26 protein-coding genes are annotated in these 23,532 nt (G+C 67.4%); 8 read left to right on the top strand and 18 right to left on the bottom strand.

The window, feature by feature from the left end; all coding sequences use genetic code 11:
* Positions 1–2 precede the first annotated feature (2 nt).
* Positions 3–1,148: a cupredoxin domain-containing protein gene (locus tag M0R89_RS18250; RefSeq protein WP_248650504.1), complete on the top strand. Its 1,146-nt coding sequence runs from the start codon at positions 3–5 to the stop codon at positions 1,146–1,148.
* Between the two features lie 55 nt (positions 1,149–1,203).
* Here the strand turns inward: M0R89_RS18250 and M0R89_RS18245 are convergent, their stop codons facing one another.
* The 4 genes from M0R89_RS18245 to M0R89_RS18230 all read right to left on the bottom strand — a co-directional run bounded on the left by M0R89_RS18245 (position 1,204) and on the right by M0R89_RS18230 (position 4,050).
* On the bottom strand, positions 1,204–1,656 hold the full coding sequence (locus M0R89_RS18245; RefSeq protein ID WP_248650503.1) for a hypothetical protein: 453 nt from the start codon (positions 1,654–1,656) through the stop codon (positions 1,204–1,206).
* Between the two features lie 67 nt (positions 1,657–1,723).
* A complete protein-coding gene (locus M0R89_RS18240; protein WP_248650502.1) occupies positions 1,724–2,731 on the bottom strand; it encodes a formate/nitrite transporter family protein in 1,008 nt (335 codons plus the stop codon).
* Positions 2,732–2,830: 99 nt separating this feature from the next.
* Positions 2,831–3,511, bottom strand: coding sequence for a carbonic anhydrase (locus M0R89_RS18235; protein ID WP_248650501.1), 681 nt, complete (start codon positions 3,509–3,511; stop codon positions 2,831–2,833).
* A gap of 119 nt (positions 3,512–3,630) precedes the next feature.
* Positions 3,631–4,050, bottom strand: coding sequence for a ribbon-helix-helix domain-containing protein (locus tag M0R89_RS18230; RefSeq protein ID WP_248650500.1), 420 nt, complete (start codon positions 4,048–4,050; stop codon positions 3,631–3,633).
* A 169-nt stretch (positions 4,051–4,219) separates the two neighbouring features.
* Between M0R89_RS18230 and M0R89_RS18225 the strand changes: the two genes are divergently transcribed.
* A complete protein-coding gene (locus tag M0R89_RS18225) occupies positions 4,220–4,393 on the top strand; it encodes an AN1-type zinc finger domain-containing protein (RefSeq protein WP_248650499.1) in 174 nt (57 codons plus the stop codon).
* A gap of 41 nt (positions 4,394–4,434) precedes the next feature.
* Here the strand turns inward: M0R89_RS18225 and surE are convergent, their stop codons facing one another.
* The 5 genes from surE to M0R89_RS18200 all read right to left on the bottom strand — a co-directional run bounded on the left by surE (position 4,435) and on the right by M0R89_RS18200 (position 9,966).
* Complete coding sequence (surE, locus tag M0R89_RS18220) at positions 4,435–5,253, bottom strand: 5'/3'-nucleotidase SurE (protein ID WP_248650498.1); 819 nt, start codon at positions 5,251–5,253, stop codon at positions 4,435–4,437.
* A gap of 124 nt (positions 5,254–5,377) precedes the next feature.
* Positions 5,378–6,085, bottom strand: coding sequence for a hypothetical protein (locus tag M0R89_RS18215; RefSeq protein WP_368408892.1), 708 nt, complete (start codon positions 6,083–6,085; stop codon positions 5,378–5,380).
* A 176-nt stretch (positions 6,086–6,261) separates the two neighbouring features.
* Complete coding sequence (locus M0R89_RS18210) at positions 6,262–7,623, bottom strand: LLM class flavin-dependent oxidoreductase (protein ID WP_248650496.1); 1,362 nt, start codon at positions 7,621–7,623, stop codon at positions 6,262–6,264.
* Positions 7,624–7,721: 98 nt separating this feature from the next.
* Positions 7,722–8,648, bottom strand: a complete 927-nt coding sequence (locus M0R89_RS18205; RefSeq protein WP_248650495.1) for a DMT family transporter — start codon at positions 8,646–8,648, stop codon at positions 7,722–7,724.
* Between the two features lie 7 nt (positions 8,649–8,655).
* On the bottom strand, positions 8,656–9,966 hold the full coding sequence (locus tag M0R89_RS18200) for a carboxylate--amine ligase (protein ID WP_248650494.1): 1,311 nt from the start codon (positions 9,964–9,966) through the stop codon (positions 8,656–8,658).
* 173 nt (positions 9,967–10,139) lie between these two features.
* On the opposite strand from M0R89_RS18200, the gene M0R89_RS18195 reads away from it, so the two are divergent.
* Both M0R89_RS18195 and M0R89_RS18190 read left to right on the top strand, forming a co-directional pair.
* A complete protein-coding gene (locus tag M0R89_RS18195) occupies positions 10,140–10,493 on the top strand; it encodes a DUF7522 family protein (RefSeq protein ID WP_248650493.1) in 354 nt (117 codons plus the stop codon).
* Complete coding sequence (locus M0R89_RS18190) at positions 10,490–11,077, top strand: DUF7504 family protein (RefSeq protein ID WP_248650492.1); 588 nt, start codon at positions 10,490–10,492, stop codon at positions 11,075–11,077. The genes M0R89_RS18195 and M0R89_RS18190 overlap by 4 nt, the downstream gene beginning before the upstream one ends.
* Here M0R89_RS18190 and M0R89_RS18185 read toward each other — a convergent pair.
* The 7 genes from M0R89_RS18185 to M0R89_RS18155 all read right to left on the bottom strand — a co-directional run bounded on the left by M0R89_RS18185 (position 11,074) and on the right by M0R89_RS18155 (position 17,922).
* The gene (locus M0R89_RS18185; protein WP_248650491.1) at positions 11,074–12,525 is read right to left on the bottom strand and encodes a small ribosomal subunit Rsm22 family protein; all 1,452 of its coding nucleotides are present in this window, start codon (positions 12,523–12,525) and stop codon (positions 11,074–11,076) included. The two genes, M0R89_RS18190 and M0R89_RS18185, sit on opposite strands and share 4 nt — an antisense overlap.
* Complete coding sequence (locus M0R89_RS18180; protein WP_248650490.1) at positions 12,522–13,355, bottom strand: prephenate dehydrogenase/arogenate dehydrogenase family protein; 834 nt, start codon at positions 13,353–13,355, stop codon at positions 12,522–12,524. Before M0R89_RS18180 ends, M0R89_RS18185 begins: the two co-directional genes overlap by 4 nt.
* 38 nt (positions 13,356–13,393) lie before the next feature.
* Positions 13,394–14,050, bottom strand: coding sequence for a GNAT family N-acetyltransferase (locus M0R89_RS18175; protein WP_248650489.1), 657 nt, complete (start codon positions 14,048–14,050; stop codon positions 13,394–13,396).
* Between the two features lie 144 nt (positions 14,051–14,194).
* A complete protein-coding gene (locus tag M0R89_RS18170; RefSeq protein ID WP_368408891.1) occupies positions 14,195–15,034 on the bottom strand; it encodes an aldo/keto reductase in 840 nt (279 codons plus the stop codon).
* A 432-nt stretch (positions 15,035–15,466) separates the two neighbouring features.
* On the bottom strand, positions 15,467–16,642 hold the full coding sequence (locus tag M0R89_RS18165) for a M24 family metallopeptidase (protein WP_248650488.1): 1,176 nt from the start codon (positions 16,640–16,642) through the stop codon (positions 15,467–15,469).
* 137 nt (positions 16,643–16,779) lie between these two features.
* The gene (locus M0R89_RS18160; protein ID WP_248650487.1) at positions 16,780–17,208 is read right to left on the bottom strand and encodes a hypothetical protein; all 429 of its coding nucleotides are present in this window, start codon (positions 17,206–17,208) and stop codon (positions 16,780–16,782) included.
* Between the two features lie 102 nt (positions 17,209–17,310).
* On the bottom strand, positions 17,311–17,922 hold the full coding sequence (locus tag M0R89_RS18155) for a hypothetical protein (RefSeq protein ID WP_248650486.1): 612 nt from the start codon (positions 17,920–17,922) through the stop codon (positions 17,311–17,313).
* Positions 17,923–18,007: 85 nt separating this feature from the next.
* Between M0R89_RS18155 and M0R89_RS18150 the strand changes: the two genes are divergently transcribed.
* From M0R89_RS18150 to aroA, 3 genes are all read left to right on the top strand, one after another.
* Entirely contained in the window at positions 18,008–18,310 is a 303-nt protein-coding gene (locus M0R89_RS18150; RefSeq protein ID WP_248650485.1) for a DUF8066 domain-containing protein, read from the top strand.
* Positions 18,311–18,398: 88 nt separating this feature from the next.
* The gene (locus M0R89_RS18145; protein WP_248650484.1) at positions 18,399–18,848 is read left to right on the top strand and encodes a universal stress protein; all 450 of its coding nucleotides are present in this window, start codon (positions 18,399–18,401) and stop codon (positions 18,846–18,848) included.
* A gap of 72 nt (positions 18,849–18,920) precedes the next feature.
* Positions 18,921–20,234 carry a 3-phosphoshikimate 1-carboxyvinyltransferase gene (gene aroA / locus M0R89_RS18140; protein ID WP_248650483.1) on the top strand — a complete coding sequence of 438 codons (1,314 nt, stop codon included), beginning with the start codon at positions 18,921–18,923 and terminating at the stop codon, positions 20,232–20,234.
* Positions 20,235–20,380: 146 nt separating this feature from the next.
* Here aroA and M0R89_RS18135 read toward each other — a convergent pair whose 3' ends face one another.
* Complete coding sequence (locus M0R89_RS18135) at positions 20,381–21,418, bottom strand: calcium/sodium antiporter (protein WP_368408890.1); 1,038 nt, start codon at positions 21,416–21,418, stop codon at positions 20,381–20,383.
* A 119-nt stretch (positions 21,419–21,537) separates the two neighbouring features.
* On the opposite strand from M0R89_RS18135, the gene aroC reads away from it, so the two are divergent.
* On the top strand, positions 21,538–22,704 hold the full coding sequence (aroC, locus tag M0R89_RS18130; RefSeq protein WP_248650481.1) for a chorismate synthase: 1,167 nt from the start codon (positions 21,538–21,540) through the stop codon (positions 22,702–22,704).
* Positions 22,705–22,757: 53 nt separating this feature from the next.
* Here the strand turns inward: aroC and M0R89_RS18125 are convergent, their stop codons facing one another.
* Positions 22,758–23,396, bottom strand: coding sequence for a twin-arginine translocation signal domain-containing protein (locus M0R89_RS18125; protein WP_248650480.1), 639 nt, complete (start codon positions 23,394–23,396; stop codon positions 22,758–22,760).
* Positions 23,397–23,532: the final 136 nt, after the last annotated feature.

Raw genomic sequence — 23,532 nt, 5'->3', positions numbered from 1 at the left:
ACGTGGCCGAGGGGCCGGTGGCCGACCTGCTTCGGGAACAGACCTACCAAGTGGGACTACCGTTGGACAAGCGCCGAACCAACGCGGACGAGAGTGCGTACACCGTCACGACGTTCAACTCGGCGTTCAGCGATTCGTCCCGGACGGTCGACGGTCGACTCGACCTGACGTACAAGGACCGCCGGCCCTACGACATCCCGGCGGGTAGCCCGACCGAGACGCCCGACGACGTCGACCTCGACGCCCGGTTCACCGACCCGGCGGGCAACCAGTATCGACTCGAAATCAAACAGGTGTTTCAGCCGCCGATTCCGCCGTGGAACACGGGCGGCGGTGTCGTCACCGGGTCGTGGCTCCACGGCGTCACCGGCACTGGTACGCCCCTGATGCCGACCCAATTTGCGTACGGTGCGTGTTGGGGAGTCGGGAACGTCATCGTCAACGGCGAAGTGGTCAACCGACGCCAAGTCATCCACTTCATGACCACGCAGATGATTCGGAAAGCCGGTAACTATGCGCTGGCGATCGACGAGGAACTCCCACTGTCGCCCGACGAGGCGTATCTCGGCAATCTCCACCACACGCACGTCCTCGTCCCGCCGATCAAAGTCACGCAACGCGGTCCGGAACCCGAACCGGTTCACACGGCCTTCGAGTTGCCGACCGGTCGGCCACAGCCGTTCCTCCACGTGATGTGGGACGAGGAGACCATCGAGGGAGCGACGGTCGCGGTGTCGCCCGACTTCCCGGACGCGGCGACGACCACTCAGGCCGCCGAGACCACGACAGCCACGACTACGCAGGCCGGGACGACGCAGGCCGTCGCCCCGGACGCGGACTTCGTCCTCGGCGGGCGAGTCGGCGGCTGGCGGGGCATCTCCCCCGATTCTATCGACGGCGAAACGAACCCGACGTTGAATCTGCAACCCGGAACGGAGTACACGCTCGTCTGGAAGAACCTCGACGGTGCGCCGCATAACTTCGCCATCGTCGGCGAACAGGGCAGTACACTCCTCAGTACGGAGGTTATCTCCGAGCAGGGCGCGACCCAGACCGTGGAGTTTACCGCGGAATCGGCGATGGCCGAGTATCTTTGCGAGGTCCACCCGATATCGATGCGCGGCGACATCGCGTTCCCCTCCGGGTGAGGAACGCGGTGGAGCAACGCGAGGGTCGATACGGATACTCCTATCGACACTCCGTTTACCGATTCGCCTCGGGAGGCGTCTCGACGAGTCTCCCGGCGCGCGTCCGTACGCAGTCGCGGAGGCGCTTCCCCGACCCGGTAAAGACCAGCGCCCCCGCGAGTGCGACCGACAGGCCTCGGAGACAGACCTCTCGCCACGGTCCGAGCGCGCCACTGGAGAACAGGCCACTGCCGAGGGCCAGTAACAGGTGAAGCGCTTGTTCGGCGACGAAGTATCCGACGCTCGCCGAGAGTGAGGGACGGAACCCGACCACCCAGAACAGAGCGACGACGACCGTTCCGGCGAGCAGTCCGGCGTCCATCGAGGAGACGGGGAGTGCGACCGGGACCGCATCGGCGACGGTCCACCCGAGACCACAGAGCGACGACCCGACGAGAACCCAGACGGAGAGCAGACGAACGAACGAGGAATCTTTCCTCGCGGATTCGGAACCCGATTCCTGTCGCATTACCGAGTCATCACGCCGAACGGGCCAAGAGTGTTTGGATATCGAACCAGTTCGGTCCGCGGGCGACTCAGTCGTGTTCCGTGCCGGTCTCTTCGCTCTCGTCCGTCAGCCGAATCCCCGGTCTGGGAGTGTCGAACGGGCGGCCGCCCTTCAGGCTGAACAGCAACTCGCGCGTCGAGAGGACGCGGATTTCGGGGTAGCGACGCTGTTCGGACTGGGCGTAGCTGACGAGCGCGACCAGCACCACGCCGCCGAACGTGTTTCCGAGCAGTACCGGGAGCCAGAACTCGTAGGCGATAGTGAGCAGTCCCGGACCGGGAACGCCGAGGAAGACGAAGAAGAGGGCTTCGGCCCCCGAGGAGACGACGTGGAACAGGCCGACGGTGGGTATCATGTAGAAGACGAGGTAGATGATTATCAGTCGGGAAATCGTGTCGCGCGCCCCGGTTCCGAGCCACACCACGCCGGCGACCAGCCACCCCGCGAACACCGCCTTGAAGAACACGTCCCACCAGCCCACTTCGAGGCCGTGCTGGACGAGTCCGGCACCCGCCCGCATCGCCTCCGGCGAGAGGACCTGTGTGTTGGCGAGGACGAACGCGCCGATGGCCGCCCCGACGATGTTCGCCGTCAAGACGACGGTCCACATGCGCAACAGGAGCGGGAGGCTGGCGAGTCTGGTCAACACCAACTTGACCGGCGGGAGCGTGTTCTCGGTGTAGAGTTCGTACCGGCCGAGGATGATGTAGAGGAACCCGATGGGGTAGAGGACGGTGGCGAGGAAGTTGTTGTTCGGGAAGTTCGCGCTCCCGACCGCGTATCCGATGAAGGTCAGGACGATGGCGAATCCGGCGGTGAGACCGCTGAAAAACAGCTCCCTGGTGGTGCTGTCTATCGCCTCTTCGGCCGACGCTAGGAGTCGCTGGTGAATCTCCTCCCACGCGAACCGGTCGCCCAGCGCCCACCCGGCGGCCGGGGCACCGGACGCCGCTCGGTCGCTTGTCCGAACTCTGGGCGTCGATTCCTCGTCTCCCTCGGCTTCTTCGCTCACGGTGGTCCCTTTCGGCGTATCCATTCTTCCGAGCGGACATGGGACTTGTGGCGACGGACCCGTCGCCCGGCGGTCGTGCGCCCCTCGTGCCCCTCGCGAACCGAGTCGCTACTCGGGTCGCCCTCAGTACGTCCAGAGACGCGCTATCCGGTCGTCGATTTCGGGATGCGCCTCGCGAAGGGCGTCAACCTCTCTCTCGTCGTCGACGTTGACGACGTGGACCTCGCCGCGGCGCTCGCCGTACACGTCCTGAAAGTCGTAGACGACGCCGACGACGACGGTGGCGTCGGGAATATCGTCGCTCTCCACGAGGAACTCGACCTGCCGGTCGACGTTGTACTCCACGAGCCGATTGATGGCCTCGGCCCGGTCCACGTCGTCGGGGAGCGCCTCGACGCCCGATTCGAGGCGGGGCTTCAGCAGGCCGAGACAGTGGTCGATGCCCGGCGGCTCCGAGAGGTCGTCGGTCAGCGCGTCGTAGGTCGCCGTGACCGCCCCACAGCCGGTGTGGCCCACCACGACCACGGTGTCGGTGCCGGTGTGTTCGACGGGGTAGAGAACGTCGCCCGAGACGGCCTCGCCCGCCTCGGTCCGCTGGACGACCCGGTTGCCGATGTTGCTACAGGTGAATACGCGGCCCGGTTCGTCGTTGCCCCACATCTCGTCCTGCAAGACCCGCGAGTCCGAGCAACAGACGGTGACGACTGCCGGATGCTGGGAGTCCTGTACGCCGCCGAACCGCGACTGGAACTCCTCGGCGTGTTCGGCGTTGCGCTCCAGCAGCTCCACGAACGTCTGATGCATGGTCGAACGGACTCGCTCCGGGAAAATCACTCCTCGGTTTTCAGGTGTCTACGGACGAGCGTCTCCGACTCACGTTCTCCATGCGGGACTCGGTCACGCGGCCGCTGCTCTCGACGCGTTCACCGCTGTTCGGGTTGGACCGACCGGCGGGGCGTCGAGGCCGCGTCGGGCGACGACTCGTGGTAGAACGAGAGGAGTTCTTCGAGGAGGACCGCGTCGCGGTCCGCGGGGTCGTAGTGGTGGTCGATGAAGTCCTCGGCGTCCTGGACGTTTCCGCGGAGCGCGTGTTTTCGGATGAAGAGTACCGATTCGAGGAAGGACAGTCCCTCCTCCTCGGAGGGACCCGCGTCGCGGATGAGCGCGTCTTCGAGTTCCTCGAAGTCCAGCGTCTCCGGTTCGAAGTCGGGGTCCAACTGCGCGAGGACGTACTCCGAGCAGAAGCGGTGGAACTCCGACTTGCTCTCGACGACTCCCTCCTCGACGAGTGCTTCGATTTCCTCGACCACGGGTTCGGGAAATCGAACGGTACTCTTGACCATGTGACTCTGTTCTCAGTACGGTTAAATAAACTTTGCCAACGTCTGTCTCGGTCGCCCGGGAGGCCGGAGAACCGCCGAAGCAGCGATTCTAGGCGGCGTATCGAGATGCTCACTTCCTTCGGAACGAACCGACCCACACTTCCTTGGTTATTGATTGTGTAGTTCCTCCATGGACACCTGCGAACAGTGCGGCGAGAAACTGGTCGGAGCGCGGGGCTGTTCCTACTGTGAGGGCACGTTCTGTCCGCACCACCAGCTACCCGAGAAGCACGACTGCCCCGGCGTGAAGAACTTGGACAAGACCGGCGACCGCTTCGACAGCGGGTTCGACGGGTCGCCGTAGGTCGGCGGCGGTTCGCGCCCCGCTCGGAACCGTTCGGGAAATCAGAACCGCTCGGCGAGGTCGTCCAGCGCGTCGTGGCGCTCGGTCGTGTGGGGCGCGGTCAGCGGCGAGACGCTTATCTTCCCGTCGAAGACCGCTCGCCGGTCGGTGCCCTCGGGGTCCGACAGCGTGTCGCCGTCCAACTGCTCCCACGTCCGGTCGTGGAGCGTGACCACGCCGTCGTCGCGGGTCGCGTCCATGTCGTAGACGTGCGACGGTCGGGTGACGACCATCGGCGTTCGTTCCGGGGCGTCCGCGGGGGCGCTCTCGCGGCCCTCGGCGGCGCCGGACGTGGCGGACGGGAGCGGTCCGTTGACGTTCAGGTACTCGGCCTCCTCGAAGACGCCCGCGTCGGGGGCGTGTTCCACGAGGTAGCGGACCGCCTCGGCGACCTCCTCGTACTCCTCGACGCTGGTGTCCCGGGGCCACTGGCTCTGTGGGACGTGGAGCGACGCCGCGATGGCCGGCACGCCGAAGAACGCCGCCTCGACCGCGGCGCTGACGGTGCCCGAGCGCCCGAGGACGTACGCGCCGATGTTCGCCCCCTCGTTGCACCCCGAGACCACGATGTCGGGGTAGGGGCCGAGTTCTGCGAGTCCCGCGACCACGCAGTCCGAGGGCGTCCCCTCCACCGCGTAGCCGAGTTCGTGTTCCTCGACGGGAACCTCGTAGGTCATCGCCCGGCCGACCGCGCTCTGGTCGTCGGCGGGCGCGACCGTCGTGACGTTGCCGACCTCCGAGAGCGCGTCGTAGAGCGCGCGGATGCCGGGGCTCTCTATCCCGTCGTCGTTCGTCAGCAGGATTTCGCGGGTGTCGCTCATGTGCGCAACCTCACGACGGCCGGTCAAAAGTCCTACCGCTCTCGGCGCTCGTCGCGCGGAACCCCGCGGTGCGCGGGTCGCGAAGACGAGCGGTCGCGCCTTCGAACGAGAATCGCCGCGGAACTCAGAACCGGACGTACACCATCACGAAGATGATAGCCAACTGGAGCGCGCCCTGAATCCCGCTCAGTTTGGCGTTTCGCATCCCGATGGCACCGATGAGTTCCTCGTCGGGATCCGCCGAGGTCATCTCGCGGTACATCCGGAGTTCGCCCGGCAGCAGTACGCCGAAGCCCAGAACCGACAGCAGGGTCACGATACCGAGCGCCGCCGCGATGGCGTGGTCGGTCATCGCGAACTCCGGGAGCGTCCGGAACAGCCACGCCGCGTGCCCGACGGCGACGACGCCCAAGAGGCCGAGCGTCCGCCGGTCGGTCAGCGCGTCGAACTGCGCGGCGAACAGCAGAATCACCGGGAGCGAAATCGCAGTACTCATCAGCGCTATCCACGGTTCGGCGTGGGGGAACTTCCCGAGGTCCCGCGCGAGCGTCACCCCGCCGAAGACGGTGACGAGCGCCAGCGACGGCATCAGGAATGTCGTCTTCGGGGTGAGTCGCCGGAACACCGACGCCTTCTCCTCGGTGCTGAGTCCGCCGACGACCGGACCGAGTACCAGTCCCATGAACAGGTCGATGCCGGTCCAGAGGACCCCGGCCATCACGTGGACGTAGGTCAGGTGCTGGAGCGGGCCGACCGTGACGCCGTAGGCCAGCGCGACCAGCGGTACCGCGACGACGCCCGCCGCGAACGCCGGATTCGCTCGATTCGCCATGCCGCCGACGAAACTTCGTGACGTGGTAGCCATACTCTAGCCGGTTCGGCGCACGGTCTGATGTTAAAAATTCTGGTTATTTCACTACGGATACTGTTTCGCCGAAGAGAGGACTCGCGATTCGGTTGCGCGCCGGAGTTTGATTCGCGCCGAACCTATCTCGATTGGTGACGAGTTCAGTCCCGTGCGGGGTGGTCGTCGGCGAGTCGCGTCCGGCCTTCCTCCTCGAACAGGTTCTCGCGCAGGGTGTCGCCCTCGTACTCCTCGCGGACCAGTCCTCGCTCGCGCAGTTCCGGAACCACCATGTCCACGAAGTCCCGGAGCGTGCCGGGTCGGACGATTTCCTTGATATTGAACCCGTCCACGCCCACGTCCTCGTACCAGTACTGGAGTTCGTCGGCGACCTGTTCGGGACTGCCCACGATGACGGGGGAGGTGGACCCGAGGCCCGCGAACTCCGCGACTTCCTCGACGGTCCAGTCGCGGTCGGGGTCGTTCTTGGTGAACGCGTTGATGGCTCCCTGAATCGCGTCGGTCTCGATGTGTTCGACCTTCTGGTCGGGGTCGAGTTCCGAGAAGTCGAGGTCGATGAACCCCGAGAGCAGCGCGAGGGTGGCCTCGGTGTCGACGTTCTCGGCGTACGTCTCGTACTTCCGCTGAGCTATCTCCTCGGTCTCGCCAACGACGGGCGCGATACCCGGGAAGAACAGGAGGTCGTCGGGGTCCCGGCCCTTCGACGCGGCCCGGTCGCGCATGTCCTCGACGTAGTCGCGGACTCCGTCCTCGGTGAGTTGGCTGACGAAGACCGCCTCGGCGTTGTCGGCGGCGAACTCCCGGCCGCGGTCCGACGACCCCGCCTGATACAGCACGGGCGTTCGCTGGGGCGACGGCTCCGCGCCGTGGGGACCGGGCACGTCGAAGAACTCGCCCTCGAAGTCGATGGCTCGCACCTTCCCGGGGTCCGTGTACACCCCGCTATCGCGGTCCCGGACCACCGCGTCGTCGTCCCAACTGTCCTCCCAGAGCGCGTAACAGACGTCCATGAACTCGTCGGCGCGGTCGTACCGGTCGTCGTGGTCCATCCGCTCGTCCAACCCGAGGTTCTGGGCCGCGCTCTCCAGATAGGAGGTGACGATGTTGAACGCGACCCGGCCGTCGGTGAGGTGGTCGAGCGTCGAGAGTTCGCGGGCCAACTGATAGGGGTGGTTGTACGACGTGGACTTGGTGACCGCGAAGCCGAGGTTGTCGGTGACCGACGCCATCGCGGGGACGAGGTACGCGGGGTCGTTCGACGGCGTCTGTATCGCGTTCTCGATGGCGGTCTCTCGGTCGCCGCCGTACACGTCGTAGATGCCCCGCACGTCGGCGAAGAACACGCCGTCGAACCCGCCGCGCTCGGCGGTCCGGGCGACCTCCTGCCAGTAGTCGGCGTCGGTGTAGCGGTCCGACTGGTCGCCCGGCGTCCGCCAGTTGCCGGTCGTGACGTGTTCGACCGAGTTCATCGTGAAGAGGTTGAGGTGGATGTAGTCGCTACTCATTGGTCCGTACGTGGGTTTCGCCGGGTGAAAAGGCGGGGATACCGGCGAGACGTGCGGCCGACCTCGGACGACGACGGCGATTGCTTCGGCGGCGTCGGTCAGTCGTCGGCCCGCGCGACGAACCGGCGCGTGTCGCCCGCGAGGTCGGCGATGGCGCGTCGCTTGAGGACGACGAACCCGGCGAACACGAGGAGGAATCCGAGGACGGTGAGCGGGGTTATCGTCTCCCCGAGGACCGCGACGCCGACGACCGTGGCGACGACCGGCACGAGGTAGGCGACCAGCGACGTCTCCAGCGCGCCCCGGACTTCGAGGAGCGTGAAGTAGATGACGAAGGCTATCGCGGTGGCGAAGACGCCGAGGTAGGCGACCGCCCCGGCGGCCGCCGCGGTCCGCGGGAGCGCGAACGGTTCGCCGAGGCCCGCGCTGACGGCGTGCAGGACGAGCGCGCCGACGAACATCGACCATCCCGTGAGCGCGGTCCGTTCGAGCGTCGGGCGGGCGCGCTGTATCAGGACGCCCCCGAGCGCCACGCCCGCGACCTGAAGCAGGATGAGGAGTCTGCCGACGACGTCGTCGCCGAGGAGGTTCGCGGGGTCGGGCCGGACGATGAGTCCGACGCCGACGAGTCCCAGCACGATGCCCACCGCACCGCGGGCCGAGACGCGCTCCTCCGGCAGCAACGCGAGCGCCCACAGCGATGTCGCGATGGGAACGAGGCTCTGCATGATGGCCGCCACCCCGCTGGGGACGGTCTGCTGGCCGACGAAGAGGAACGCGTTCGCGGCCACCAGGAACAGTCCGCCGGCGAGGACGGCGCTCGCGCTGGCGCGGTCGGTCGGCCACGGCGCGGTGTCGCGGACGAACGCGTAGCCGAGCAGGAGTACCGCGGCCACGTCGTACCGGAAAGCGGCGAACAGCACGGGTTCCAGCGATTCGAGACCGACGGAAATCGCCATGAACGAGAACCCCCACAACACGGCGAGCGTGGCGAACAGTCCGACGGTAGCGGTGCGGTCGTTCACGTCGGTCTCAACAGGAGCAGTAGTACTCCTGCGTGCCGAACTCGGTGGTGAGAAGCTGATACGCCGGAGCGGGGTCCGATGGGCGATAGACACCGGTCGTCAGGTCGTCGCTCGCCTCGAAGTCGCCCGACATGAGCGAGAGCCAGTCGTCGCGGGCCAGCACGTCCGAGAACTGCTGGTCGCTGGCGAGCAGTTGTAGGTAGTCGGCGAGGTAGACCCAACTCGCGTCGCGCACCTCGTCGGCTTCGTAGCGTTCGCCCACGGCGTCGGCGTACGCGGCCAGCGGGAGGTTCGCGCCCGCCTGCACCGGCAGGGAAATCCACTTCCACGGCCGGGTGTTCACGTCGATGAGGACGTACTCCTCGCGGTCGCCGTCGTAGAGGAACTCGGCCTCGCTGATGCCGTAGTAACCGGTCTCCTCCAGCACCGCGAGCGCGTTCTCCTCGACCTCTCTGGCGGCGTCGCCGGTCGCCCGCCGCACGACGCAGGAGGTGCCGTAGCCCAGCGGGTAGCGGACCCGGGCGTTCCCGACGAACGAGACCGCGTCGCCCGACTCGGGCACGTAGGAGGCCAGCGAGCAGTCCTCGCCCTGCACGGCGGGGACCTTCTCCTGAGCCATCACGCGGATGCCCTCCGCGGCGGCGTTGGCGACCACGTCCTCCAGTTCGTCCTCGTCGGCGACCTCGATGACGTTCGTCCCGACGGCCTCGGAGAACTTCCGCTTGAGCGCGGGCTTGACCACCAGCGGGAAGCCGAGGCGGTCGGCGGCCTCCGCGGCGGGGACGCTCTCGCGGCCCTCGCCGCTCGCGTCGCGCCCGACGGGTCCCGACTCGCCGCCGGTCTCGGCGGGGTCGGTCTCGGCGATGCGGTAGGTCTCGGGGTACGGGACGCCCAACTCCTCGGCGACGGTGTAGAGCGACTCCTTGTCCAGCACGCGGTCGACGGTCGCGCGCTCTGCGAACGGGAGGGTGACGCCCTCGGGTTCCGTGCGGGAGAAGGCGTGGACCCACTCGTCCATGCACCCGAACGCGACCGGTTCGTGGTCCAATTCCGCGGCGAGGGCTTCCACGTCCTCGCGGAAGCCGTCCTCGTCGTCCAGCGGGTACGTGACTCGACCGGCGTAGTCCACCGCGTCGGAGTAGGGCGCGACGCCCTTCTCGTTGCGGTCGATGGCGATTACGGGCACGTCGCGGGCCTGCAGGGCGCGCGCCACGCTCAGACCGGTGACGTGTGCGTTACAGACGATAGCCGGCGGTCGGTCGAACTCGGCGTCCGCGAGCGCGTCGCGGAGTCCCTCGAAAGAGCGAAAGGTAGCCATATCCACGCTTGGCGTCTCGCGTGCTAAAAGTCGTGCGAGTCGGCAAAGTCAACCGGTAGGTCGGACGGTCGTTCCACGGGCAGACTTTTAACCCCCGGTTATAAACCTCGGTGCAATGGGTACTATCAGAAACTCGGCGGGGTTGACCGACTTCCCGGTGTCGGAGGCGTTCGATGCCGTGCGAGACCGCCGGTGACGACCTCCGTGCGTTCGTCGAGTACGACGACGAGACGTACAATCCGCTGTTCATCGACGAGCGAACCGTCGAGGAGTTCGGCGGGGCGGAAGCCGTCGAGGAGTTCGCGGACCAACTCCACTACAACTACAAACTCGACTTCACCGAACAGGAGATGTACGCGGACCTGTACGAACCGCTCAGTTCGCTCGACGCGTTCGCGGTTTACCTCGAGGACGAGACCATCGTCCGATACGTCGACGACGGACGGGGAATCTACGTGTCGATTCAGGGCGAGACGTACGCCGGGGAGGTAATCGACGTGTTGACCGACGTGCTGGAGGAGCAATGACCTCGCCGGCGCTCGAACAACTTCAGGACGCGAGAAACGTCCTCATGTTGGCCTCGTCGCTGAGTCCTGCCAGCGGTGACATCCACCACGACCTGTTCGGTGAGCGGACGCTCGCCGAGTCGAACGTGCTGGTACTCACGTTCGGCCGGGCGGACCGCTGGCTTCGGGAACTTCGAGCGGAACACGGCGACCCGAACGAGACCGCTATCATCCAAATAGACGAGACCCTCAGACGCTCGACGTCTCACCCCGACGACGTGACGGTGAAGACCGTGAGTCCCACCGACCTGACGGGTGTCGGGATGGCGGTCAGCGACGTCATCGAGCGGTGGACCGACGGCGACGCCGAGACGGTCGTCTGCTTCGACTCGGTCACCGACTTCCTCCAGTACGCCGACTCGTCGACGATGTACCGGTTCCTCCGGGTCGTGACTCGCCGGTTCGACGCCGTCGACGGGTTCGCTCACTTCCACATGAACCCCAACGCGCACGACCAACAGACGATAGCGACCCTCAAGTCGCCGTTCGACGCGGTCGTCGACGCCAGCGACGGGAGCGACGTCTCCGTCTCGACGCGGTACTAAACCGGAATCCGGTCCACGATGGTGTCCTCGTCCACGACGAGGTTGTACGCCTCCTCGTCGTCGTTCCACAGCACCAGCACGTTCTCGAACGAGAGCAGGTCGCCGTACTCCGCGGTTCCGAGGTCGGCGTTCATCGCCGTCTCGCGGGTCAGCACCGCGAAGTGGTCCTCGGCCTCGCTCCCGTCGCTGATTTTGAACAGCGGGTTCCGGTCGCCCTCCGCCAGCGAGTGGCTGAGTTTGAGCGCCACGAGGTCGATGCGCTGAGTGACGTGCCGGTCCATGTCGGCCATCTTCGCCACGTGTTCGGTGTCGAGGTCGAACTCGACCTTCCGGGTCCCGTCGGGGCGGAGAATCGAGTAGGAGAACTGCACGTCCGCGTTGACGAACTCGCCCGACGCGCCCGCGGCCTCGTCGAGTTTGCGCTGGAACGCGGGCACCTCCAGGTCGGGTTTCACGTCGAACGACCACCCGCGGTCGGTCGGGCGCTCGCCGGGCCAGAGTCGGAGCGTCGGGTAGAACACCGCCGCGGCCCCGGCGTCGTCGACCACGGCGCGCTCGACTTGTCGAAGTCCGATGCTGGTCTCGCGGTCGGCGGGTTCGAGCGCGACCACCGACCCGTCGTCGGCGAGGAAATCGAGGTAGCGCCGGACGACCGCCTCCGGGTCGTCCAACTCGTTCAGGACGTTGGCGAACAGCACGACGTCGTAGCCCCCGGCGTCCTCGCCGTCGGCGTCGGCCGCGGCGAGCGCCCCGCTCTCGGTCGGGTCGAACGCCTCGGCGGTCTCCCGGTGGACGTCGGCGTGGAAGTTCCGGTCGGCGTCCGCCAGCATGTGTTCGAACACGTCCGCGGCCGCGCTCGGTTCGACCGCGTCGTACTCCACGAGCGCGTCTTCCGGGAGGTAGTCGGCGAGTCCGAGCGCCGGGCCGCCGACGCCCGCGCCCACGTCGAGAATCCGGAGTCGCCGGTCGAACAGTCCTTCCTCGGCGAGTTCGTGGACGACGTACTGGACCGCGGCGTAGTTGTCCGGCAAGTGGTAGATGGCGTAGCCGAGCGCGGCGGTCTCGTCGTACTCGACCGGGTTGTTCCGGAAGTAGTCCTCCTTGAGTCGCTGGATGGCGTTCCGGAGTCGATTCCCGGACTCGCCCTCGTGCCAGTCGGGACCGAACCGGTCGACCAGCAGATTCTCCAGCCCCATCCCGTACTCGGGCGGGAACGCCTCGACGCCCCGGAACGTCGGCGCTATTGGCCCTTCCTCGACCGGTTCGAAGGTCCGGTCCGCGCGCTCGACGAGTCCGAGCGAGGGCGCTTCCTGCCGGAGAATCTGACGGACGACGCCGGGGTGAGGTTGGCTCTCGATGTACTGGGAAATCTCGTCGGCGTCGATGGGTCTGACGTTCCGGAGGTACTTCGCGTTCTCCCGGACTCTCTGTCGTAACTCGTCGTTCATGTGTCGTCGTTCTCCGCGGTCTCGTCGGCGTCTCGCGTCGCCGCATCCGCGTCTCCGCCAGACGCGGTCGTCTCGTCGGCGACCCGCTTCGCTTCGCTCGCCTCTCGGTACAACTGCGCGAACTCCTCGTCGTCGGCGTCTGCGAGGCGCGCGGCCGCCTCCGCGACCCGGTCCGCGCCGTCGAACGTCGCCTGAATCTCGGCGTACACCGAGGGCGAGTTGCCGGTGACTCGCTGGGCGACCCCGGTCAGGTCCTCGAAAATCGGCGTCGTCAGTCCGTCGGGAACCTCGTCGGCCGCCGCGGCGAACGCCAACACCGCGGCGTGGGTCCCGGCCTGCACCGTCTCCATCGCCTCGTCGTGTTCGTCGGGCGTCGTCTCGACCAATCGGTTGCCCGCGGCGTCGAGCGCGGCCAGAATCCGGTCGGTGACGGGACCGGACTCGTCGGTCACGACCGCGACGTTCCCCGGCGCGTTCGACGCCGCGAACAGCGGGTGGAGGCTGACGCGCTCGCGGTCGGGCGCGGCCTCGCGCATCGCGGCCACGGGGTCGGCCATCTGGCCGGTCACGTCCACGAGCGCGCGCTCGGCCTTCGGCGCGTGGCGCTCGATGGCCGCCTCGGCGGCCGACATCGGGACCGCGACGCAGACCGCGTCGAATCGCTCGTCGGTCGAGAGCGGGACCGCGCGGGCGCCGACCGCGTCGGCGGCAGCGCTCGCGACTTCGGGGTCGGCGTCGGCGAACGCCACGTCCGACTCGTCCGCGTGCGCCGCTACGAGGCCGCCGAACCACCGGCCCATCTCGCCCGCGCCGACGACGAGTAGCTTCATCGGGAGTTGATAGCCGGTCGGCTCTCAAAAGGGGTTCGCTACGAGTTGCTGGGGAGCGACAGCGCCATCTCCAACTCGCCGACCGCGCCGCCGGTCGGTTCGAATCCGACCCCGCGATAGAGGCTGACCGCCGGGAGGTTCGTGCGCTCGACCGAGAGCCAGACCCGCTCGACGCCCGCCGTTCGGCCCCGGCCGAGGAGCGTTCGGAGGAGCGCCGTCCCGACCCCCGCCTCGCGGTAGTCGGGGTGGACGAACAGCGCGAGTTCGTGGCCCGGCCCGCCGCCGAGCAGGATGCCGTGGCCGACCGCTACGTCGCCGTGCCACGCGACGACCTCGATGCCGTCGCGGAGTCTGTCGAGCCACTGGGCGCGCTGTCGGGGGTCCGCGGGCGGAATGCCCTGCGCGCGGTCGGACGCGTCGAAGGCGTCGTACATCGCCGCCAGCGCGCCGCGCTCGTCCGTCCCGTCTGCGGTCGCCTCGTCGCCGGACTCGGGTGCCGATTCCGTCGCCGACTCGCTCGGAGAGTCGCCGCTCGCGCGGAACTGAAGGACGCGACCCTCGCCGTCGGTCAGCGTCCGCGGCGGGGCGGGGAACTCGCCGTCCGTCTCCGCGTCGTCGGTCTCCGAGTCGGGGTCGCTCGTCTCGACTTCGGAGTCCGCGGCCTCCGCCTCGGAGTCGGTGGCGTCCGCGCTCATCGTCGTTCCATCACGACCCGATAGAGGGCTCCCCGCCATTTAAACATAATTGTCTTTAATGATGGTGTGGGTGGTTGTCGCTGCTCCGTACGACCGCCGGACCCGTCGCGGCGGTGGTCGCTGTCAGCCTCGACCTACCTCGCGCTACTGATTCCACGGGGCTTCGTCGGGGTCCACGATGCGGCGACGCTCCTCGATGGAGTCTATCTTCTCCATATCGTCGTCGTCCAACTCTACCCCGAGGCTCAGCCAGTTCTCCCGGAGGTGGTCCTCGCTGGTCGCCTTCGGAATGGCGGTCACGCCCTTCTCGCGAAGCCACGCGAGGCTAATCTGCTGGGGCGTCGCGTCGTGCTTCTCGGCGACCTCTTGCAACTCGTCCACGTCCGAGACGTCGCCGCGGGCGATGGGCGAGTAGGCCACCAGTTCCACGTCCACGTCGTCCTGCGTGCAGAACTGCTGGAGTTCGGTCTGGGGGAGCAGCGGGTGCATCTCGACCTGATTGGCGAAGATGGGTTCGTCCGCCACCTCGACGGCCTCCTCCAGCAGGTCCACCGTGAAGTTGCTCACGCCGATTTCCCCGATGAGTCCCTCCTCGCGGAGTTCCGCGAAGGCTTCGAGGGTGTCGGTGGCCTCGTACTCGCCGGTCGGCCAGTGGACGTACAGCAGGTCCACGAAATCGACGCCGAGGCGCTCGAAGCTATCGGCGGCGCTGGTCAGCACGTGGTCGTAGTCGAGGTTGTCCGGACTCACCTTCGTCGCCACGAAGATGTCGTCGCGGTCGATTTCGGCCTCTTCGATGGCGTCGCCCACCGCGTCCTCGTTGTCGTAGCCCTCCGCGGTGTCGACGTGTCGGTACCCCATCCCGAAGGCCCGTTTGACGGCTTCGACGCACTCGTCGTACTCCTCCATCTGGTACGTGCCGAGGCCGAGCATCGGCATCCCGTGGGTCGTCGGCGGCGAGAGGTCGGCGACCGCCTCGTCCATTTCGGCGGCCTCGGTTCCGGCGGATTCCGCGCTCTCGGACGACGCGGCGTCGCCCGATTCGGCCTCCGAGCGGTCGGTCTCGGAACTCTCGCTCGCTCGGCCCTCGCTTTCGGACTCGCCGGGCGTCGCGCGCTCCCGGACCTCGCTCGCGGCCTCGCTCAGTTCGTCGCCACCGGTCTCGACCGCGGCCCCGTCTCCGCGCTGTTTGCCGAGGAGAAATCCCATCGCGAAGGCGAACGCGAACGGCAGTCCCTTCCGCAGAATACCTCCGCTCTCCCCCGGTTCCTCGCGCGGCTCCTCGCTCTCGGTTCGCTGTCGAAGCATGGTCCGAATTAGACGGTCCCCCACTTGCCGGTTGTGGCTGGTTTTCGGGGACGCGAAGGCCCGAACCGGGGTCGAGCGCGTCGGGAATCGACTCGGGTCTCGTCCGCCCTACGCCAGTTCAAGCCGAATCGGGTAGTCGGTCAGGTTCTCGTAGCCGTCCTCGGTCACGACCACGAGGTCCTCGATGCGGATGCCGCCGACCTCGGGGTCGTAGAGGCCCGGTTCGATGGTGACGACGTGACCCGGCTTCAGTTCCCCGCCCTCGGGGCTGACTCGGGGCAGTTCGTGAACGTCGAGTCCGATGCCGTGGCCGGTGCTGTGGATGAATCCGGTATCCGCGGCGGGGTCGCTCCGGAGGGTGTCGTACCCCTCGCGCTCGTACACGTCGCAGACCGCGTCGTGGACTTCCTTGCCGGTCGCGCCGGGTTCCACCGCGTCGAGCGCGGCCTCGAAGGCCTCCCGAGTGAGGTCGTAGCGCCGGCGGACCTCCTCGCTCGCCTCGCCCTTGACGAACGTCCGGGTCATGTCGCCGTGGTACTTGGTGGACTTGTCCCGCGGGAAGATGTCGATGACGATGGTCTCGTCGGCGCGGAGCGGTCCGCTCCCGCGGTTGTGCGGCCCCGCGGCGTCCGCGCCGCAGGCGACGATGGTCTCGTCGAGCGCACACCCGTGGCGCAGGAGCGTGACCTCGATTTCCTCCTTGACGCGCTCGCTGGTGAGTTGCTCGCCGTCGCGGTACAGCACGCCGTCCTCGACCGTCGCGGATTCGAGCAACTCCTCGGCCGCCCGCATCGCGGCCTCGTTGGCCCGCTGTGCGGCGTGGACGTGTTCGACCTCCTCGTCGGTCTTGACGGCCCGAATCTCCGTCACCACGTCCTCGTCCAGCACCTCGACGGAGACGCCCTGCTCGCGCACGCCGTCGGCGGTGCCGAGCGGGAATCGCTCGGGCGCGGCGACCGACTCGACGCCGTAGTCGTCGAGGAACTCGGCCACGACTCGATGTTTGCCCTCGGTGCGACCGTACTCGCCGACCTTCTCCTGAAAGCCGTAGTCCGAGAGTCGGGCCACCTCGTCGGCCCGACTCTCCTCGGTGGCGCGGCCGTACTCCAGTCCCGAGACCAGCAGTGCGGTCTCCTCGGGGGTGTAGAGCGTGACGAACGGGTCGGGCGCGTCGAAGCCCGAGAGGTACAACTGGTCGGACTCGCCGGAGTCGGCGTCGAGCAGGTAGCCGTCCACCTCGGCCTCGGCGAGCGCGTCCGCGAGCGGTGACAGGTCGGGGTTCATACCGACAGCAACCCCCGCGAACGGGAAAACGATACGGGTTCCGGAACGGTAGTTCCTGACGTAGCCCTCTATGTAATGTCGACCTCGAAAGAGACGATAAATCCGTGCGACAGGACGCGTCACTCCCGATTCGACCGTCAGGAGACGACTACGTCTTCGATAGCGATTTGCAGTTCGGAGTACGAGTTCTCCCGCTTCAGGTACGCGGTTCGGAGGTAATCCGGACGGTTCTCCGGTTCACCGCCGTACTCCCTCTGTTGTCGGTCGATACGCTTCCGCGCGAGGTCGGTGAAGGACTGAACCGAATCGGGAATCGGGGGGCAGGCCTTGTACCTCTCGTCGCTGGCCTCCTCGATAATCTGCTGATGCGCTTTTCGGAGTTCGGTAAAGACGAGCGGAAAGAGGTGCGACACCTGCTCGTCAGAGAGCGACGCGGGTTCGAGACCTATCGTCGTGCTGTGCATGCTGTCGCACCCCGGAACCACTCGTGATAACTGCGCACACCCCGAACTCGCCGTGATACCGATACCCGCTCCGGCCGTCGCTAGGAGGGTCCGTCGCTTCACGTCTCGAATCCGGGAAGCTATGGACAAATACTTTCTCGAGAGTCAAACGCTCGTTTCACCGAGAGCGATAGGGGGACACGCTGCACTTCACGGGCGGAAACCTCACCCCCGGGTTTCCGCTCTCCCCTCCCGACGAACGGTCGAGTTCTCCCCGACGAAGTACGTCGCGTACTGCCTGAAGTAGTCGGCGTAGACCGTCGTCTCACCGCTCCCGGAGTTCGCCCACGCCGAACACCACACGACGACGCGGAACCCGTCGCCGTACTCCTGCACCGACTCGACGCCGCACTCCTGGTGGACCGAACTCGACGCGCCCCGGTACAGTTCGTTGTACACCCACCCGCGCTCGAACGTCTCGACGTACCGCTCTACCGACTCCGCCGTCAGGTCGGCCGGGCGTTCCGGACGGGACTTCGGTCCTTCGGGAAACACGACCGGCCCCTCGGGGAGCGAGGTATCGACGCCGAGCGCGTGGGTCGTGGCGTCGGTAGTCGCCGCGTCGGTGTTGTTCGCGTCGGTGGTCGCGTCCGCGGTCGTCTCGGTCCCGGAATCGGTCGTCGTCGCGCCGGACTCGTCGTCCCGCACGCCCGAGACACATCCGGCGACGGACCCGACGAGCGCGGCCGCGCCGAGGCGGATGGCGCGGCGTCGCGCCAGACCTCCCGCGCCGGGGTTCGACTGCCCGTCGGTCCGGCGGCGTCTCGGCGGTGACATGTCCGGCGACTCTCACGGTCGAAGTAAATACTTTCTCCGAGGTCGGGACCGAGGCTTTTCAACTCCCGCCTGCGAAGCCCGAAACATGTCAAGCCAAGACGACTCGGTGCGCGTACACGAACCGTCTCGGGTCCGGGGTGCGCTCGGGGTCCTCGCAGTTCTGGTCCTGCTGTACAGCGTCCTCATCGCCACTCGGCCACTGCTCGGCGTGACGCTGGTGGTTCTGCTGTTCGGGGCGTACCTCGCGTGGCGGACGTTCCACCTCGCGGTGCAGTTCGTCGCGGCGGTCGAACGCATCGCCGACGCGATGGAGGGGCAGGCGACCGACGCCGCTTCCCGAGAGAGTCGAGCGCGGGACCGCGAGCGCGAGCGCGGACGCGAGTTCTGAAGTCAGTGTCCACTCGACCGTCTCCTCGCGGACGACTCGCGGGGAGTCCGCCGTAATCCAAATCAGCCGTCGCATCGAAGTCGCTCGTATGAAGTACCTCGTCGCGGTCGATGGCTCCGAACCCAGCATGGACGCGCTCCGGTACGCGGTCGAGCAGGCGGCCGCGACCGGTGCCGACGTGACCGCGGTCAGCGTCGTCGTGCCAGACCAGTTCTTCACCGGCGGCGACGACCCGCCGACGAGTTACACCGAGGCCGCCGACGAACTCGTCGCCGAGGACGTGGAGGACGCCGAGGAGGAGGCTCAAGCGGTCCTCGACGAGGCGGCCGAGGTGGGCGAGCAGACGGGCGTCGAGGTCGAGACCGGTCTGCTGTACGGCGAACCGGTCGAGGTCCTGACCGAGTTCGCCGACGACGAGGGGTACGACGCCGTCTTCGTCGGCCACCGGGGCCTCTCGGAGCGCTACGAGGGTCTGGTCGGTTCGACCGCCAAGGAACTCGTCGGGCGGGCCACGGTGCCCGTAACGGTCGTGCGCTGACCGGACTGCCGAGTCGTCGGATAATTCGCCACCTCCGGTATTCTGATACACCCTCGGGCCGTCGGCCCGGACATGGACGTAGAGATAGGACCATCGACGCTCTCGGGGTCGGCGCGCGCGCCCTCCTCGAAGAGTTACACTCACCGGGCGATTCTGGCCGCGGGTTACTCCGGCGGCGCGCTGGTCTACGACCCGCTCGTGAGCGCCGACACGAAAGCGACGATGCGCGCCGTGGACGCCTTCGGCGGAGCGGTCTCCCGCGAGTCCGACCACCTCGACGTGGACGGGTTCGACGGACGCACCGAGGTGCCGGGCGACGTCATCGACTGCGCGAACAGCGGGACGACCATGCGACTCGTCACGGCGGCCGCCGCGCTGGCCGACGGGGGAACGGTCCTGACGGGCGATAGCTCGCTCCGGTCGCGGCCACACGGCCCCCTGCTCCGGGCCGTCGACGAGTTGGGCGGACGCGCCAGGAGTACCCGGCGGAACGGACAGGCCCCGCTGGTGGTCGACGGGCCGATTTCGGGCGGCACCGTCTCGATGCCCGGCGACGTGTCCTCGCAGTTCGTGACCGCCCTGCTGATGGCGGGCGCGGTGACCGAGGAGGGCGTCGAGGTCGAACTCGAAACCGAACTCAAGTCCGCGCCGTACGTCGACATCACGCTCGAACTGCTCGACGAGTTCGGCGTCGAAGCGGGCAAGAGGGGCGTCGGCGGCGAGGGAGACGGCGGCGGCACCTACTACGTCGAGGGCGGCCAGTTCTACGAACCTGAGGACGGCGAGTACCACGTGCCCGGCGACTTCTCGTCCATCTCGTATCTGCTCGCGGCGGGCGCGCTGGCGGCCGACGAGGGCGACGCGGTCCGCGTCCGGGGCGCCTACCCGAGCGCGCAGGGCGACTCGAAAATCGTCGGCGTCCTCGGGCGCATGGGCGCGGACGTGGACTGGAACCGCGACGACGGCGTGGTGACGGTCGAACGCTCCTCGCTCTCGGGCGTCGAGGTGGACGTGGGCGACACGCCCGACCTCCTGCCGACCATCGCGGCGCTGGGGGCGGTCGCTGACGGCGAGACCCGCATCGTCAACTGCGAGCACGTCCGGTACAAGGAGACCGACCGCGTCTCCGCGATGGCCGAGGAGTTGGAGAAACTGGGCGCCGTGACCGAGGAGACCGAGGAGACGCTGACGATTCGGGGCGGCGAGTCGAATCTGACCGGCGGACGGGTGGACGGCCGGGGCGACCACCGCATCGTGATGGCGCTCTCGGTCGCGGCGCTGGCGGCCGACGGCCCGACGACCGTCGCGGGCGCCGAACACGTCGACGTGTCGTTCCCGGACTTCTTCGAGGTGCTGTACGACCTCGGCGCGACCGTGAACCGGTAGTCGCTCCCGCACCATCGAAACGTACTTTTTCCGACGAATCGAACCCCTGCCGGATGCTCAGGACGGACGTGGCCGACGGACTTGTAAAGTGATGTCGGAGAAAGATATACAGCCCTTTGAGAATCATCTGTAATTGTTACGTCTCCCTACCCCGTGATACCGGCGAGTCCCAGCGCCCACCGAACCGCCTCCGACAGCGCGAACAGGCCGCCTTCCGCGCGGGAGAGTCGCCGACCCGACCAGAGTGCCGCCACCATCACGACGACGACGACCGTCAGCCACGCCATGCTCTCTATCGCCGCCCCAGAGACCGCCAGCGGACGTATCAGGGCGCCGAGTCCGAGGATGCCGAACAGGTTGAAGAGGTTACTGCCGACGACGTTCCCAACCGACACGCCGAGGCGGCCGCGCCGCAGCGCAACCAGCGACACCGCGAACTCCGGGGTGGAGGTACCGGCCGCCACTATCGTCCCGCCGATGACCCACTCCGAGACGCCCGCTCCGCGAGCGAGTGCGGTCGCCGCCTCGACCATGTAGTGGCCGCTCACCAGTACGACGGCCAGTCCGACGACCAGCGGGACCGCGTCTCGGCCCCACGAGGCGTTCCGCTCGACGGCGAACGCGTCGGTCGAGTCTCGGCCGCTGTCGGTCGTTTCCGGTGACTCCCGACCGCCGTTAGACGACGCTTCGGCCGACGACTCCCCGTCGTCAGCTACGTCGCCTCCGGACTCCGCGCGGAACAGGTAACCGGTGTAGACGACCAGCAACCCCACCAGCAGCAGTCCCTCGGCGCGGCCGACCGTCAGGTCGCGCATCGCCGCGAACCCGACGAGCGTCGACGCGACGAGCGCGAGTCCGTCCCGGTGAACCAGCGACCGCTCGATGGGGACGACTCGGAACAGCGACACGACGCCGAGGATGAACGCGAGGTTGTAGATGTTCGACCCGACGACGTTTCCGACCGCGATGTCGCTCGCACCGGTGAGCGCGGCGTCGACGGTCACGACGAGTTCGGGCGTCGAGGTACCTATCGCGACGACGGTGAGTCCGATGGCGAGTTCGGAGAGCCCCGCCCGGCGGGCCAGTCGAACCGCGGAATCGACCAGAAGCCGCGCTCCGAGCCAGAGACCGAGGACCGAAGCGACGATTACGCCGACCTGACCGAAGACTGTCCCCCAGACCATGGCGCGCTGGTGGAGGTATTTCCGCCGGACAGACAAAAGGGATGGCGGTGCGAGCGCGTCGAGGACCAACTTGCGCCTACTCCAAACCATAAATACCGGCCCCGACCAACGTTCCGGTAATGAACGGAAACAGCTTCGGTCGCCTCTTCCAAGTCACCACGTTCGGCGAGAGTCACGGCGAGGCGATGGGCGTCACCGTCTCCGGTTGTCCGGCCGGACTGGAACTCGACGAAGACGACGTGCAGGCCGACCTCGACCGTCGGAAGCCCGGCCAATCGATGATTACCACGAGTCGGGGCGAACCCGACCACGTCTCCATCAAGTCGGGGCTACAGGACGGCTACACCACGGGCACGCCCATCGGGATGGTCATCGACAACAAGGACGCCCGCTCGGAGAAGTACGAACCGTTCGTCACCGCGCCCCGGCCCTCCCACGGCGACTTCACCTACTCCGCGAAGTTCGGCACGCGCAACTGGGGCGGCGGCGGCCGGTCGTCGGCGCGCGAGACGGTCAACTGGGTCGCGGCCGGGGCCATCGCCAAGAAGATTCTCGCCAGCGAGGGAATCGAACTCAAGGCACACGTCAACCAGATCGGCGACATCGAGGCCCCCGAAGTCTCGTTCGAGGAGATGCTCGAACACAGCGAGGAGAACGAGGTCCGGTGCGCCCACCCCGAGACGGCAGAGAAGATGCGCGAGCGCATCGACGAGTACCAGCAGGAGGGCGACTCCATCGGCGGGTCCATCTACTTCGAGGCCCGCGGCGTCCCCCGCGGACTCGGCGCGCCGCGGTTCGACTCCGTCGAGGCCCGACTCGGGCAGGCCATGATGTCCGTCCCGGCGTCCACGGCCTTCGAGTTCGGCCTCGGCCGCGAGGCCCGCGAGTACACCGGGAGCGAGCGCAACGACGAGTGGGAGTTCGAGGACCCCGAGAACCCCGAGGAGAGCGACCCCGTGCCGGTCGAGAACGACCACGGCGGGCTACAGGGCGGCATCACCACGGGCGAACCCATCTACGGCGAGGTGACGCTCCACGCGCCCACCTCGATACCGAAGTCCCAGACCACCGTGGACTGGGAGGCCGGCGAGGAGCGCGACGAGCAGGTCATCGGCCGCCACGACCCGGTCCTCCCGCCCCGGGGCGTCCCGGTCGTGGAGGCGATGCTCGCGCTGACGCTCGTGGACTTCATGCTGTTGGGCGGGCGAATCAACCCCGACCGCGTCGACGACCGACCCGGCGAGTACGACACCGACTACCATCCGAGCAGTCCGAGAAACGAGTGACCTCCCGACGGTCGAAAAGAGTTCGATAGTTCGCTGTCGGTCGAACGGCGGGGTTACATCGAACCCGTCATGTTGCCGCTTCCGCCACCGCTCTGGACCTCTATGTCGCCGACCATCGTGTTCGGGTGGACGATGCAGATGTACTGGGCCATCTCCGGGGTGGCGGTGAAGCGAACCGCCTGCACCGCGCCCTCCTCCGAGAGAATCTGGGTCTTGGCCACCAGCGACTGGGTCGTCTGCTGACCGCCGGTCGCGTTTCCGCCGGTCATGTTTCCGCCGGTGCCGTTACTCACGCCGGTCACGTTCCCGCCCGTGATGTCGAGCGTGACGTTCTGGTCCTCGGACGTCTGGTTAATCTGGGAGAACGTGTCCGCCTGAACGGTGAGCGGTTCGAGGACTTGGAGGTTGTTCCCCTGCGAGTCCTGAATGGCGAAGTTGTGGCCTACGCCGTCGCCGTTCTGCCACATCAGGGTGTAGGTCGTCCCCTCCTGCAGCGTCAGCGTCGGGTTCGCCGTTCCCGACGCGCTCGCTCCGCCCGGGAGACGGTAGCCCTGCCACCCTTGGGTGTATCCGCCGAGCAGGATTACCTCCTCGTTCTGGCCCTGTGCGAGGACCGTCGCGTTCAGACCGGCCAATGCGCCTGTCGCTGCCGCCGCTTTCAGAAAGCGCCGACGGGATGTGTTCTCTGTCATGAAACCCCCGTCGGATACTCCTCGGGGAGCGGATTAAATGCCGGCAATAGTTCTACGCTCTCACTCGCCGAGAGCGACGTAATGGGAGGTTTCTAACAGACGTGAACCGTTTCTCGCCGGGGGCGGCCGGTGGTCG

Origin of the sequence: Halorussus limi, from assembly GCF_023238205.1 — an archaeon.
Classification (GTDB): domain Archaea; phylum Halobacteriota; class Halobacteria; order Halobacteriales; family Haladaptataceae; genus Halorussus; species Halorussus limi.
The sequence above is the reverse complement of the archived record's forward strand: the minus strand, read 5'-3'. Positions and strand labels throughout refer to the sequence as shown.